The 13,520-nt window shown below is 56.8% G+C and carries 12 protein-coding genes and 1 tRNA gene; 6 read left to right on the top strand and 7 right to left on the bottom strand.

Annotated features, from left to right (window positions below):
* Positions 1-218 precede the first annotated feature (218 nt).
* The 3 genes from C7476_RS02460 to C7476_RS02450 all read left to right on the top strand — a co-directional run bounded on the left by C7476_RS02460 (position 219) and on the right by C7476_RS02450 (position 3,206).
* Positions 219-962 carry an SDR family oxidoreductase gene (locus C7476_RS02460; RefSeq protein WP_114428300.1) on the top strand — a complete coding sequence of 248 codons (744 nt, stop codon included), beginning with the start codon at positions 219-221 and terminating at the stop codon, positions 960-962.
* A gap of 81 nt (positions 963-1,043) precedes the next feature.
* Positions 1,044-1,982, top strand: a complete 939-nt coding sequence (locus C7476_RS02455) for a phosphoribosylaminoimidazolesuccinocarboxamide synthase (protein WP_114428299.1) — start codon at positions 1,044-1,046, stop codon at positions 1,980-1,982.
* Positions 1,983-2,060: 78 nt separating this feature from the next.
* Complete coding sequence (locus C7476_RS02450) at positions 2,061-3,206, top strand: DUF937 domain-containing protein (RefSeq protein WP_114428298.1); 1,146 nt, start codon at positions 2,061-2,063, stop codon at positions 3,204-3,206.
* A 135-nt stretch (positions 3,207-3,341) separates the two neighbouring features.
* Here C7476_RS02450 and C7476_RS02445 read toward each other — a convergent pair whose 3' ends face one another.
* A complete protein-coding gene (locus C7476_RS02445; protein ID WP_181872324.1) occupies positions 3,342-3,629 on the bottom strand; it encodes a DUF1127 domain-containing protein in 288 nt (95 codons plus the stop codon).
* A 214-nt stretch (positions 3,630-3,843) separates the two neighbouring features.
* Here C7476_RS02445 and C7476_RS02440 point away from each other — a divergent pair, with 214 nt between their 5' ends.
* The gene (locus C7476_RS02440) at positions 3,844-4,800 is read left to right on the top strand and encodes a LysR substrate-binding domain-containing protein (protein WP_106715502.1); all 957 of its coding nucleotides are present in this window, start codon (positions 3,844-3,846) and stop codon (positions 4,798-4,800) included.
* Here C7476_RS02440 and C7476_RS02435 read toward each other — a convergent pair whose 3' ends face one another.
* A complete protein-coding gene (locus tag C7476_RS02435) occupies positions 4,801-5,358 on the bottom strand; it encodes a DUF2585 domain-containing protein (RefSeq protein WP_281032671.1) in 558 nt (185 codons plus the stop codon). It abuts the gene before it with no gap.
* Between the two features lie 146 nt (positions 5,359-5,504).
* On the opposite strand from C7476_RS02435, the gene xseA reads away from it, so the two are divergent.
* On the top strand, positions 5,505-7,088 hold the full coding sequence (gene xseA / locus C7476_RS02430; RefSeq protein WP_114428295.1) for an exodeoxyribonuclease VII large subunit: 1,584 nt from the start codon (positions 5,505-5,507) through the stop codon (positions 7,086-7,088).
* Between the two features lie 159 nt (positions 7,089-7,247).
* Here the strand turns inward: xseA and C7476_RS02425 are convergent, their stop codons facing one another.
* Genes C7476_RS02425 through C7476_RS02415 form a run of 3 tightly spaced genes read right to left on the bottom strand, consistent with a single transcriptional unit; the run spans position 7,248 to position 10,409 of the window.
* Entirely contained in the window at positions 7,248-8,345 is a 1,098-nt protein-coding gene (locus C7476_RS02425) for an ABC transporter substrate-binding protein (protein ID WP_114428294.1), read from the bottom strand.
* Positions 8,342-9,742, bottom strand: a complete 1,401-nt coding sequence (locus tag C7476_RS02420; RefSeq protein ID WP_114428293.1) for a sensor histidine kinase — start codon at positions 9,740-9,742, stop codon at positions 8,342-8,344. The genes C7476_RS02425 and C7476_RS02420 overlap by 4 nt, the downstream gene beginning before the upstream one ends.
* Positions 9,732-10,409 (bottom strand): response regulator transcription factor, encoded by a 678-nt coding sequence (locus C7476_RS02415; protein ID WP_114428292.1) that lies wholly within the window; start codon positions 10,407-10,409, stop codon positions 9,732-9,734. Before C7476_RS02415 ends, C7476_RS02420 begins: the two co-directional genes overlap by 11 nt.
* 1,032 nt (positions 10,410-11,441) lie before the next feature.
* On the opposite strand from C7476_RS02415, the gene C7476_RS02405 reads away from it, so the two are divergent.
* On the top strand, positions 11,442-12,533 hold the full coding sequence (locus C7476_RS02405) for an AbrB family transcriptional regulator (RefSeq protein WP_114428544.1): 1,092 nt from the start codon (positions 11,442-11,444) through the stop codon (positions 12,531-12,533).
* Between the two features lie 38 nt (positions 12,534-12,571).
* Here the strand turns inward: C7476_RS02405 and C7476_RS02400 are convergent.
* Together C7476_RS02400 and C7476_RS02395 are read right to left on the bottom strand one after the other, a co-directional pair.
* Positions 12,572-12,648: transfer RNA gene (locus C7476_RS02400), tRNA-His, on the bottom strand.
* A gap of 222 nt (positions 12,649-12,870) precedes the next feature.
* Positions 12,871-13,326, bottom strand: coding sequence for a phasin (locus tag C7476_RS02395; RefSeq protein WP_112526051.1), 456 nt, complete (start codon positions 13,324-13,326; stop codon positions 12,871-12,873).
* Positions 13,327-13,520 lie beyond the last annotated feature (194 nt).

The raw sequence follows: 13,520 nt of genomic DNA, 5'->3' as shown, positions 1-13,520 counted from the left end.
ATGGCAATGTTTATCCATTGTCGAGCCTTTGCGACGCTGTTGCCGGGAAGATGGACCATATCCTCCGGACGCCGAAACGGCTGCGAGCTGCCATGTCGAACCGTTCGGCCGGGGGAAAGACCCCGCCCTTCACGCTTCTCCTCGCATCTTCTTGCCGTTTCAGGCGCCATTTCTACCAGATTTATGAGTTTACGACCTAGTCAACTCGAGGATCGACCATGACAAAAACCATTCTGATTACCGGCGCCAGTCGCGGCATCGGCCGCTCGTCGGCAATTCTTGCAGGTCAGAGGGGCTGGTCGGTCGGCGTCAACTATGTGGGCAATAAAGCTGCTGCCGACGAAGTGGTTGAGACCATCATTGCAGCGGGCGGCAAGGCCAAAGCCATTCAAGGCGATGTTGCTGTCGAAACCGATGTCATCTCCATGTTCGAACAGACCGCCGAACTCGGCACTCTCGACGGTGTCGTGGTGAATGCAGGTATTGTTGCTCCTGGCTCGCGACTGATGGATATGGACATTGAACGTATGCGCCGCATCTTCGACGTGAACGTGCTTGGCGCCTATGTCTGCGCACGCGAGGGCGTACGCCATCTTGCCCGTTCACGTGGTGGCAATGGCGGTTCGATCGTTCTTTTGTCTTCGGCGGCGGCACGGCTCGGCGGACCGGGGGAATATGTCGATTATGCCGGATCGAAAGGTGCCATGGATACGCTGACGATCGGCCTGTCCAAGGAAGTTGGAGCGGAGGGTATCCGCGTCAACGCTATCCGGCCGGGGCTGATTGAGACCGATATTCATGCCAGCGGCGGCCAACCGGACCGGGCGCAGCGTCTTGGGGCTACCGCTCCACTCGGTCGTGCTGGTACTGCCGATGAAGTCGGCCAATCCATCGTGTGGCTCTTGAGTGACGAGTCATCCTATGTGACTGGGGCCATCCTTGACGTAACTGGCGGACGTTGAGCCAAGCCTTACAATTGTGACTCCCGCCGCCCGTTATCTGTGTTATGCGGGAGCTGTATCATTCATGCGGATTTCTGAACCATGCCGAAATACAAAGCGCTCTCCGAAGCCTATATTCCAGAATTGCCGAACTACTACAAAGGCAAGGTTCGAGAGAATTACGATCTGCCGGACGGAAGGCGCATCATCATCGCCACGGACCGCATCAGCGCGTTTGACCGCATTCTTGCGTCCATACCACTGAAGGGTCAGGTGCTGACGCAAACGGCGCGTTTCCAGTTTGAACAGATGCAGGATATTTGCCCCAATCACGTCATAGAGTATCCAGATCCCAATGTATTGGTTTGCCGCAAGCTGACCATCCTGCCGGTTGAAATTGTCGTGCGTGGTTATCTTGCCGGAACAACCGGAACGTCGATACTGACGCTCTATAAGGCCGGTCAGCGTGAAATGTACGGCTTTACCCTTCCCGATGGCATGCAGGACAATGAAAAGCTGCCGGCGCCGATTATCACACCAACCTCAAAGGCCTTCGATGGCGGCCACGACGAACCGCTGACCGCTGACGATATCCTGAAGGAACAGCTTCTTACCGAGGAGCAGTGGGAAACGATTACTGGCTACGCGCTGAAGCTTTTCGCGCGGGGTCAGGAGATCGCCGCGAGCCGTGGTTTGATCCTTGCCGACACGAAGTATGAATTCGGCACTGACGATGAAGGTAACATCGTGCTGGCCGATGAAATCCATACACCGGATTCCAGCCGCTATTGGTTTGCCGACAGCTACGCACCCGGCAAGCGGCCGGTCAGTTTCGACAAGGATTTCGTGCGTAACTGGGTCGTGGAACGTTGCGATCCCTATAAGGACGATATTCCGGAGATACCGGAAGACGTGATAGACGCGACGACGCAGGTCTATATTCAAGCCTATGAAAAGATCACCGACCGGAAATTTGCTGCTGGTGATCCGGCAGTCGATCCGCTGCAGCGTATTCGCAACAATCTGGCGAAATATTTCTAACGAGAGAAAAGTATTGAAGTCGGCGTTACTACGGCGCTAATCTCCCTTCGCGCATCAGCCCGGAGGAGGATCGGCGCCATGAATCTCGTAGACATGTTTTTGAAGGCACAAGGCGGACAAGCTGTCGATGCCCTTTCAAACCAGTTCAATCTCTCCCAGCAGCAAACCATTGCCGCTCTCGAGGCATTGATGCCCGCATTTTCCCAAGGTTTGCAGAGAAATGCCGCCGATCCAATGGGCTTTGGCGGCTTTGTTCAATCGCTCTCATCGGGCCGACAGGTCAATTATTTTGATAACCCGCAAGCAGCTTTCGACCCCATGGGCGTCGCCAATGGCAAGAATGTTCTCGATCAGCTTTTCGGGTCGAAAGACCTGTCGCGAGCCGTCGCCGATCATGCTGCGGCTGTCTCCGGGGTCGGCGCGGATACACTAAAACAGATGCTGCCGGTGGTCGCCTCGATGATGATGGGCGGCCTGTACAAGAAATCGACCGGCCAGTTTGCTGCGGCTGGGCTTGGCGGTGGCAATGTTATCGGCGACCTCATCGAGCAGATGATGCGCCAGAGCGGCGGTCAACCGTCCGCCCCCCAGCAAAGTGCACCTGGCGCAGGCGGCAACCCATGGGGACAGATATTGGAAAGCATGCTCGGCGGAGGTAGTGCCGGAGGACAGGCGCAGCCGCAAGGCCAGGGCAATCCGATGGGCAACAATCCGCTCGGCAAAATATTCGAAGAGATGATGAAGGGTGCTGGCGGCGCGGCGCAGCAAGCGCCGGCGCCGCGTGGCAGAGTCCCCCAAGACGCGGCGCCTCAGGATACGGCGCAGGGACAAAACCCGTTCGGTGATAATCCGCTGGGGAAAATATTCGAGGAAATGATGAAGAATGCTGGAGGGACCGCGGGGCCGCAAACATCACGTGGCATGCCTCAGGACAATGCGCCTCAAGAGACAACGCCGGGCCAAAATCCGTTTGGCGACAACCCCTTGGGCCAGATTTTCGGAGAAATATTCGGTGGTGGTGCGCAGCAGCGTCCAACATCGCAATCACCTCAACCACAGCCGGAAGCCCAGCAAAGAACAGCGCCTACCGCCCCTTCGGATAATCCTCTGAAGGACATACTCGGCCAGATGTTCGATACGGGTAAGCAGACGAACGATCAGTATCAGAAAGGTCTGGAATCCATCTTCGACCAATACAAGCGCGGTATGGATCGCTATCGCTAGGGCGTCGAAGGTTAGATAGACAAGAAAAAGCCCGGCCACTTGCATATGCAATGTGGGCCGGGCAGGAGGCAGGCGGGACGCCGGGAGGGGATTCCGGCGTGAATGGGCGCCTGCTAAACAGTCAAATCGTCAGCCTTAGATGATCGAGCGGGCAGCGCGAACACGCGACCTTACATCGGCCAAGGCGCCCAGTCTTTCACTCGGGTCATCGAGAAGCGAGGTGCCAATAGCAGAATGAAGATCGGCACGGGTAACACCGATATCATGCAGCATTTCGTCATTCCACTCGCCGAGGCTCATAATCGTTTTGCGATTACGACGTGCGACGATTACTTGCCTGACAAAGTTGGCAGCCTGCGACGCAAAGGTTGCGATCGTGCGGGTGAAACCGTTTACTTCAGTCATTCTCGTTGTCGTCGTCATCGCCGTTACTCCTTTTGAAGGGCGATCAAGAAAGTTAAACCGCGCGAAAACCATTTTCCGCGCACCACGCCGCGTTATCCCTTGAACCACTCGTAGGACACCGACGCTTCCTGAACATTTGCAGAATGATGCATAATAATTGATTATTCAAACGAATGTTTTTAATGTAAACCTTCAATAATAATGATGGATCAACCATTCCGGGAACATTACCATGAACGCACCGCTTGATCTCGACCAGTTGCAGACATTCACGGCTATCGCCGACCTAGGTAGCTTTACAAGAGCTGCCGACAAGGTGAACAAAACCCAATCCGCCGTTTCCATGCAGATGCGCCGGCTGGAAGAGCGCGTTTCAAAATCGCTTTTTGAGCGCGACGGCCGCACCAATCGACTGACGGAAGATGGCGAACGCCTGCTGGCCTATGCACGGCGGATGCTGCAGCTCAACAACGAAACCATTGCAGCTTTTGATGATACGCAGCTGCAGGGACACATTCGCATCGGTACACCAGACGACTACGCCGACCGGTTTCTGCCGGAAATCATGGCGCGATTTTCCCGTTCCAATCCCCGCGTCGAGCTATCGGTCGTCTGCGAGCCCACCGTCAATCTCGACGAGATGATCCGCAAGGGGCAACTCGATATTGCGCTCGTAACGCAGTGCGACGAGCAGCGCCGCTCAGAAGTTGTGCGTAGCGAACAGCTGCTTTGGGTTACCTCAGCCCACCATAATGTGCATGAAGAACAAGTACTTCCGCTGGCAGTTGGCCGCCCGACCTGTATCTGGCGCGCTGCCGCGGTGGATGTTCTGGACAGCATGCATCACGATTACCGCATTCTCTTCACAAGCTGGTCGGCCACCGTCTTGGCGGCGGCAGTGCTGGCGGGTCTTGCCGTCTCTATCTTGCCGGAGTGTGCCTTGCGTCCGGGAATGCGCGTTCTGACGGAGGCCGACGGTTTTGGCCGCTTGCCGGAATTCGGTATCGGCATCATGCGCGGCCACACCAAGCCCTCCGCGATCGTCGATGCGCTGGCACAACACATTGTCGAAAGTCTCGACAATCTGTCGATGCCCTCCCCCGTCAGCGTAAGCCAAGCTTCAGCGCCGATCATGGCTAATCAGCGTTTGCGCCAAGTCCGTGCAGCGGAGCTCGTTCCTGGCTGGTGATCACATTCCCCCTTGCCATGCCTTCACTGCGTCCAGGGGATAGAGCAGCATAAGTATGTTGAGGCTGAGATTGTCGCGTATGACCCAGCCAGCCAGCAGCTCGAAGAAGATCGCCAGCACGATCGTCAGCCAGAGGGGAGCCCTGGCGGCGAAGAAGAAGCCTAGTACCATGAATAATATGTCGCTGACGGAATTCAGAACACTATCACCGGTATAGCCGAGCGCAATCGTGGCTTCGCGGTAGCGATTGATGACCATGTCGGTGTTTTCAAAAATCTCCCAGGCTGCCTCGACGACGATAGCCATCAGCAGACGCTGACCGATGGGCAATTTACGGGCGACAAGCCAGAAAATACCGTAGAACAGGAAGCCATGGATAATATGCGAGAGCGTGTACCAGTCGGCGATATGCTGTGAATTATCTGACGAATTCGTCTCGCCAACCCACAGCTTTATTGTGCCGCAAGTACATATCGGGTTGCGGCCCATCCAGAGCAAGATCGCTGCAGCTGCAGCAATCATGAGCGCCCCTATCAGCAGATAATGACGTAATTTCAAACCTTTAGAAGTAGATGCAATATCTGCCGGCACGTGGATTCCCCTTTTCCAACTCTTGCGGATAGGCGATATTCCTGAAGCTTGCAATGGTGCAATCAAGGATTGCCGAGACTTGACCCTGACGGCAGGGGGACTAGGAATAGCGCATGAGCGAAAAGCCCGAATCTGCATCGAATGTTGCCGAATATACTGTCTCTGAAATATCCGGCGCGTTGAAGCGCACGGTCGAGGACACTTTCGGGCATGTAAGGGTCCGCGGCGAGATTTCCGGCTATCGCGGCCCGCATTCGTCTGGCCATGCCTATTTCTCGCTGAAAGACGACAAGGCACGAATCGAGGCGGTCATCTGGCGCGGTTCCATGAGCCGGCTGCGCTTCCAGCCGGAAGAAGGCATGGAAGTCATCGCCACGGGCAAATTGACGACTTATCCGGGCTCTTCCAAATACCAGATCGTCGTCGAACAGATGGAACCGGCTGGCGCCGGAGCGCTGATGGCACTCCTGGAGGAACGCAAGCGCAAGCTTGGTGCAGAGGGGTTGTTCGATCCCGCGGCCAAGCGGCGGCTGCCCTTCATGCCGCGCATTATTGGTGTGGTCACATCGCCGACCGGCGCTGTCATCCGCGACATCATCCACCGCATCACCGATCGTTTCCCGTTGCATGTTCTGGTCTGGCCGGTACGGGTGCAGGGCGAGACTTGCGGCGCCGAAGTCGCCAATGCGATCAATGGTTTCAATGGGTTAGAGCGATGTGGCGTTCTTCCTCGCCCCGATGTTCTGATCGTGGCGCGTGGAGGTGGCAGCCTTGAAGACCTTTGGGGCTTCAACGATGAAGCCGTCGTGCGCGCCGTCGCCGCATCGCAAATTCCCATCATTTCTGCCGTCGGTCACGAGACCGACTGGACGCTGATCGACCTTGCCGCGGACGTTCGCGCACCGACGCCAACTGGTGCTGCGGAGATGGCTGTGCCGGTCAAGGCAGATCTCCGGGCACAGGTCGCAACGCTTGGCGCCCGGCTTGCCTCCGGCATGTCGCGCTATCTCGACCGCCGTCGTCAGGCGCAGCGGGCGCTTGCCCGCGCTCTGCCCTCGGCGGATCAGTTGCTTGCACTTCCACGCCGACATTTCGACGAAACCGCAGGTCGGTTGGGCCGTGCCCTGCAGGCAAATACGCAGAAGAAACGCGGCGAGTTCGACGGCTGCGCAAGGCAGTTATCGCCGCGGCTTCTTCAGCAGAAGATTCGCGAAAAGCGGATTGAAATCAAGCGCTTGGACAGCCAGCTGCCGCGTTGTCTTGCAGCTTTTCTGCACCAGCGGCGCGCAGTTTTCGACCGGCAAGCCGCACGGCTTTCTATCGAACCTGCCGCACGGCTGGCACAGAGAGACCGGCAACATCTGCAGCAGCTGGACCGGCGTCAGGTCCAAGCCGTCAATCTGCTGATCGACCGTGCCAAACGGCGCAGTGGCGAACTTCAACGCCTGCTAAAAACCCTGTCATATCAAGGGGTTCTGGAACGAGGCTTCGCCGTTGTCCTCGACCCTTCGGGTACGCCGATCAAGCGAGCGGGAGCTGTTGCCAGCGGCGATGACCTTACCCTCAAGTTCCGGGACGGTGACGTACACGCTGTCGCAAAAGATGGTGACGAACGTCGATCGCAGCCGAAAACAGAGCGTCCCGCCCCAGCCAAAAAGCCCCCTGTTCCGGCTGGTTCGCAAGGCTCACTCTTTTAGTTGTTCGCGTCGCCACAACCATTTTTCTCGCCGGAGTTGAAAATTTCGTACCAGATTCGATGATTCATGTGTCAGAATCGGGGCTTCTTATGTGAGAATCGAAAATTCTTGCAGAGAAATTGTCCCGGTATTGCAATCTGCCGTTCAAAATCGGGTTTGCTATTCTCGCGTCCAGGCGGGACTGTTCAATTCAATCAGAGATTGTGACCAATCCTCGATGAAACGTTGGCGTTGTGCTCTGTCCTGCACCGCGAGCAGAGCCGGGCCGATGCGGATCGGCTGGGCAACGCCGGACTCTTTCAAATTTTGCGGACCGTCGACGCCGGGCGGCAGTTCACCACTTTCCGTGAAATAGAACGCATTGGTTCGCGCCACGGATTGGCCGCGCTCCGACAGGAGATAATCGAGGAACCGTGCGCCGAGATCTGATCGCTGTGCACCTTTCGGGATAAGCGCACCACGGCTCAAGACGAGCGTATAATCGCGCGGCACGACCACGCCTAATTCCGGGTGGCGCTGCGCCGCGTCATAAGCATAGGAACCGAGCATATTGTAACCGATGTAGAGATTGCCCTTGGCAACCTCATCCAGGATTTCGCCGGTGCAGCAACGAGCCACCGCGGAGGCACGCGCCATGCTTTCCAGCAGGCGGCCGAAGACGGTCGTCGTTTGCCGCGCATCATTGAAGGCAAGAAGATAACCGATCCCGGACAGGCGAATATCATAGGTGCCGACACGGCCGCGATAATAGTTGAGCCGCTCACGCAAGAGGTCGGCGAGTTCGACATGGGTACGGGGAACCTCAGCTGGCGGTACCTTGCTCCTGTTGTAAACGAACACCGCCGGCTCATAGGTAAAGCCGAAGACCTCGTCGCGCCAATTGGCCCACTCCGCGACGCGAAGGGTTTCGGGCGACGTATGCGCCGCGGCACAGCCGTCATTGGCGAGCTTGAGCAGTTGGTCGACCGATGACGACAAGAGCAGATCGCCGAGCGGTTCCTGCTTGCGGCAGGCCTCGCTGGCCAGGGCATTCAGTTCGTTGGTCAGATATTCATTATAATCGATCGACACATCAGGCGACGATTTCTGAAAATCCTCGATCAGCGGCTTTATCGCGGCCAGGTCTGTCGTCGAGTAGACCGTCAGCGTGCTAGCGCCCGGCTGGACGGCTGGAAACAGCGTTTTGTTGCTTTCAGCAGCCAACGCTTGTGCCGCGGTCAAACCAACCATCAAGAGCGCGAAACTCACCTGGATCATTTCGCCACTCCCTTGAACAGCGGCAGCGTCAAAACCACGGTAAAACCTTTTTCGTCGCGGGCGCGAAAGCTCAAGGTGCCACCATGGGCATTTGCCACTTCCTGGGCAATGGCGAAGCCAAGACCTGAGCTGCCTTCATGCGATTTCGACGTAGCAAAGCGCTGCGTCGCTTTCTCCCAGCTCTCAGGCGGGATCCCGGGACCGTCATCCTCAACCTCGACAAAGGCTTGCGTGCCGCTGGCGCGCACCCGCACCTCCAGCCGCTGATCCGTGCCATGCCGCAAAGCATTGTCGATGACGTTGACAATGGCTTCGCGCAGGCTGACCGCGTCGCCGAGAACGAAGGGCCGCTCATCCGGCGCTTCGAAAGAAATGACGATATCGGGATCGACCGTGACCGGAATAGCGACCCGATAGGCGCGTCTTGCCACATCGACAAGACTGATCGGCTCCAGCTGAACAGAATCGGCGCGATGAATCACCATCGCGTGGCTGAGCAATTGGTTGGTCAGCCGGGAGAGTTCGCTTGTTCTTTCCTTGACCCGATTAAAATGCTGGCGGCCCGCCTTGTCGAGTTTGCCGGTGCCCAGAAGATCGATCTGTGCCGTCAGCGCAGTCAATGGGGTGCGTATCTGATGTGCGGCATCAGCAATGAAACGCTGCAACAGATCGACGCGTTCATTGAGCCTTCCCATGAAATGGTTGATCGAGCTGACAAAGGGATCAAGCTCACGCGGCACGTCGACTGTAACCGGCGTCAGATCGTGCGGGTCGCGGCCACGAACCTCCGTCCCCAACTGTTCCACCGGCTGCAACGCATAGCGGATCGCCAGCATGGCACCAGCGAAAGCTAGCAGACTCATGATGAAGACGAGGATCGTCGCGCGCAGCGTGAGCTCGCGGGTCAAAGCCAATCGCGCCTCATTCGTCTGGGCTACGATGACATAGGCACGGCCAGAGACCGCAGGATCGGCGAGGATCCGGGTCGCATGGGCGATGCGCACAGGCTCACCCTTGTAGACGCCCTCTTCGACGCTCAGAGGATCTTGCACGCGCTCCAGTGGGGTTGGTGTCTTGAGATCATCATACCCGGTCAGGGTCTGGCCATGCGTATCGATGACGCGGTAGAAAATCCGGTCGCGGTCCGCGAGGCCGAGCAATTCGAACGCAGAGGTCGGCAGACGTGCAGTCAGTATTCCATCCTCGACCGAAAGACTTTCCGCCATCTGCAACGCCGCGCCAACGAGCAGGCGATCATAGGCCTTGTTCGCGGCAGTCTCGGCATAATACCAGGCAGCACTAACGAGCAGTGCGGCGCCAATAAAAAGGACAAACGAAATGCGCCGGGCAAGACGCCCGAACAGAGACGGGCCGTGTCGCAGGACTTCAGGGCGCATCGCCAGGTACCAGCTGATAACCGAGCCCGCGCACGGTGACGATATGCGCTTTGGCGCCCTCCAGCTTCTTGCGCAAACGGCCTATATAAAGTTCGATCGCGTTGGCGTTCGCCGCTTCATCGAAACCGAAAATCTGATCGAGTAATTCGTCTTTGCTGAAGACGCGGCCCGGCCGTGCAACGAGAACTTCGAGCAGCGTCAGCTCACGCCGCTTCAACTGTACTTCACGCTTGCCGACGTGCACGGATCGCGTGCCGCGATCGACGGCGATATCACCGCATTTGATCAGGTTGGTCGCCTCGCCACCGGTGTGGCGGCGCATCAGGACGCGCGACCGCGCCTCCAATTCGCGGAAGTCAAACGGCTTTACCAGATAGTCGTCCGCCCCAAGATCAAGCGCTCCAACCCGGTCGTCAATTTCAGAACGCGCGGTCAGGACAAGGACGGGAACCGCATTGCCGGATTTACGGATGCGTTTGAGGATTTCAAAGCCATCCATGCCCGGCAACATGACATCGAGAATGATCAGTGCATATTCGGTGAAATCGATGATTTCGGCTGCATCCCGCCCATTGGTTTCCCAGTCTACGGCATGCCCTGTCGCCTCGAAACGCCTGGCGATTGCCTCTCCCACATCGTGCGTGTCTTCTACGAGCAATATGCGCATGGCGTTTCATTCGCATGAAACATCAAGGGCCGCAAACAGTAAAAATCGGCACATCGACAGCCGCTCATGCAACCGCGCAACCGATTGTTTGCGAAACGTTTCAACCGGGCGTTCGTGGCGCCGTTGCCTGAACCAAGCGATGACGTGAGAGCATTTCAGTTTGGAGGCAGAAGCAGTCTGCACCGAGCCAGCCGGTGCATCGAAGGCAATTGGCCACTTCGACCGCGGCAACGGCCTTGCTTCCAACTTGGAGGTAAAGCGATGTGGTTCAGACCATGTAGCGTTACCCTCATCGTAAAAAGAACCCGGTCAGGCTGGACAATGTCTATCCGGGTTCATTTTACGAAATGAGGAATGGGGGCGGACGAAAGTTCGTCCGCGCTCCAAGATTGAACATAGCAGTTCTGCGAATTTTTCCAAGGTTCAAAATGCTTCGATGCTTCTGATCTCATTTGTCAGAACACCGAACGCAACGACACAACCGATTGTTTGCGAAGCGTTTCAACCGGGCGTTTGTGGCGCGATCACTTCAACCAAGCGATGAATTGACAGCATTCACTTTGGAGGCAGAAGCAGTCTGTACCGAGCCAGCCGGTGCATCGAAGGCGATTGGCCACTTCGACCGCGGCAACGGCCTTGCTTCCAACTTGGAGGTAAAGCGATGTGGTTCACACCATGTAGCGTTACCCTCATCATAAAAAGAACCCGGACAGGCTGGCAAGTCTCGTTCCGGGTTCACTTTATGAAATGAGGAATGGGGGCGGACGAAAGTTCGTCCCCGCTCCAAACTCAAACATAGCAGTTCTGCGGATTTTTCCAAGGTTCAAATACGCTAAACAGGGGGTGGACGGCGCGCAACAGAAGATTATCCTGCGGCCAACTTTGTTGAGGCTGGTGGGACATCGGGGCGATGATAATTAGTGATGCTTTTCCAAATGGCTTCCACAAAGGTGAAAAGCTCCGCTCATGTATGCCGCTTCGGCAACGTCGTCTCGATACCCAGCGCCTCTCCCGGCTATCCAACGGTTCCTCATGAACGTTCCTGAGTGGATCGGCCGCATCCTTGGCGGCGGATTGAGCAGTCGCGGCATTGGGTTGCAATGGGCGATTTTGCTCGGATTGTCGATCCTGTTCTTCTTGCTTCTGCACGCGACTCGTCTGCCGGCAGCGCTTCTGCTTGGGCCGATGGCCGCGGCCATTGTCGTGGCTGCAGCGGGCGGTTCGATCCGGCTGCCAATGCGCCCCTTCATTATCGCTCAAGGCGTGATCGGCTGCCTGATCGCGCTCAGTATTCGGCCCGCAGCGCTTGCCGAGATGCTGCACGACTGGCCGCTGTTCCTGGTGGTCATTGGGTCGGTTCTTCTGGCAAGCAACGCGCTCGGCTGGTTGCTGACGCGCTGGCAGGTCTTGCCCGGTACGACCGCCATCTGGGGCTCATCTCCAGGCGCAGCTTCGGCGATGACGCTGATGGCCGAGGCTTTTGGTGCAGACATCCGCCTGGTAGCATTCATGCAATATCTACGCGTGGTCTTTGTGGCAATCGTCGCCTCGGCCGTATCCAGTATATGGGTCGCAGCTCCAGTGGCTCCGGTGCCGGAAATCGTCTGGTTCCCGGCCATTTCCTGGCTTGGTCTTGCACAAACCTTGATACTCATAGCGCTTGGAAGTTCGCTCGCCGTGCGACTGCGCATCCCTGCTGGGCCGCTTCTGGTGCCGCTTGTCGTGGGTGTGGTTCTGCAGAACACGGGTATGATGGAGATCGTATTGCCGCCCTGGCTGCTTGCCGCGAGCTACGCGTTCGTTGGCTGGAATATTGGCTCGCGCTTCACACGGCCCATTCTTGTTCATGCAGCCCGTGCTCTGCCGCGCGTCGTCGCCTCTATCCTGACCTTGATTGCTATCTGCGGAGGAATTGCCGCCATCCTCGTATGGGTGGCCGACGTGGACCCGCTGACGGCTTATCTGGCGACCAGTCCCGGCGGCGCCGATTCCGTTGCGATCATTGCGGCGTCCAGCGATGTCGATGTGGCATTCGTCATGGCGATGCAAACATCGCGTTTCATCGTCGTACTTTTGACAGGCCCTGCGATTGCGCGTTTCATCGCGAAACGAACAGGGGTTTAAGGCCCGTCTTGGATTTGAAGAGTTTCGTGGAGAGATGATGGTACGGACGGGTGGGCTCGAACCACCGACCTCAGGAGCCACAATCCTGCGCTCTAACCAACTGAGCTACGACCGCATACCGTCATATTTTTGACAGGCGTCACATACGAAGGATTGACGCTTTTTGCAAGTGTTCGATGTAACAAAGACAGCAACAAACCGAAAAAGAAAAAGGCCGGGGGAGGATCCGGCCTTTTTCCATCAGCGCAAGACCAGGCGGGAGGAGCCATGAAGTCTTGCTTCCCCTACGGCCGGGAGGAGGATTGCCGTCGGGGTATTTCTTCCGTCAAATCGCCAATTAGGCGACCTTGACGTCCTTGATTGCCTTCTCGACAGCCGACTTGACCGGTGCGGAGATTTCTTCAACTGCCTTCGAAGCAACAGCCTGGAATTCCTTGGCCTGACCGGAGATGGCTTCAGCCTGCTTGCGAACGAATGCGCTCTGCAGTTCGATCACTTCGCCAAAGGACTTCACGCCAATCAACGCTTCGATATGAGCGAAGCCGGCTTCGGTGTTGGCGCGGAACGCAGCCAATGCCTTGAGCGAAAGAGCGGCGCCATTCGACTGAGCAGTTTCAAAAGTGGTTTCAAGGGTCTTCTGGGCAGCTTCGGCCTGATCCTTGATCTTGGCATAAGCTTCCTTGGACTGAGCAACGCCCTTTTCGGTGAATTCGCGAACCTGATCGGTTACAGCGGTTGCATCGAAGGTAGGGATCGAGAACGCATCGGCAGTCTGTTTGGTAGTCTTGCTCATAACAGGTTCCTTCCTTGGTGCAGATGGTCATTTGCCTCTGCAGCTGATTTGATAACCCCTATATAATTCAAAATATGGTGCGTTGCAACATTTATTTTGCAGTGCACAATCGTGTGCCTGTTTCTAAATCGAAATTATTATGTGGACGGTTGTATTACCGCGACGGAAGTTAACTAAACCAAGAGAAAGACATG

Source organism: Phyllobacterium bourgognense (assembly GCF_003337575.1).
GTDB classification, from domain to species: Bacteria; Pseudomonadota; Alphaproteobacteria; order Rhizobiales; family Rhizobiaceae; genus Phyllobacterium; species Phyllobacterium bourgognense.
This window is presented reverse-complemented; position numbering and strand designations above follow the sequence as displayed.

What these genes read in the sequence shown, in the direction of transcription:
- C7476_RS02460 (WP_114428300.1), top strand. Translation starts at nt 219, where the DNA reads ATGACAAAAACCATTCTGATTACCGGCGCCAGTCGCGGCATCGGCCGC.
- C7476_RS02455 (WP_114428299.1), top strand. Translation starts at nt 1,044, where the DNA reads ATGCCGAAATACAAAGCGCTCTCCGAAGCCTATATTCCAGAATTGCCG.
- C7476_RS02450 (WP_114428298.1), top strand. Translation starts at nt 2,061, where the DNA reads ATGAATCTCGTAGACATGTTTTTGAAGGCACAAGGCGGACAAGCTGTC.
- C7476_RS02445 (WP_181872324.1), bottom strand. Translation starts at nt 3,629, where the DNA reads ATGACGACGACAACGAGAATGACTGAAGTAAACGGTTTCACCCGCACG.
- C7476_RS02440 (WP_106715502.1), top strand. Translation starts at nt 3,844, where the DNA reads ATGAACGCACCGCTTGATCTCGACCAGTTGCAGACATTCACGGCTATC.
- xseA (WP_114428295.1), top strand. Translation starts at nt 5,505, where the DNA reads ATGAGCGAAAAGCCCGAATCTGCATCGAATGTTGCCGAATATACTGTC.
- C7476_RS02425 (WP_114428294.1), bottom strand. Translation starts at nt 8,345, where the DNA reads ATGATCCAGGTGAGTTTCGCGCTCTTGATGGTTGGTTTGACCGCGGCA.
- C7476_RS02420 (WP_114428293.1), bottom strand. Translation starts at nt 9,742, where the DNA reads ATGCGCCCTGAAGTCCTGCGACACGGCCCGTCTCTGTTCGGGCGTCTT.
- C7476_RS02415 (WP_114428292.1), bottom strand. Translation starts at nt 10,409, where the DNA reads ATGCGCATATTGCTCGTAGAAGACACGCACGATGTGGGAGAGGCAATC.
- C7476_RS02405 (WP_114428544.1), top strand. Translation starts at nt 11,442, where the DNA reads ATGAACGTTCCTGAGTGGATCGGCCGCATCCTTGGCGGCGGATTGAGC.
- C7476_RS02395 (WP_112526051.1), bottom strand. Translation starts at nt 13,326, where the DNA reads ATGAGCAAGACTACCAAACAGACTGCCGATGCGTTCTCGATCCCTACC.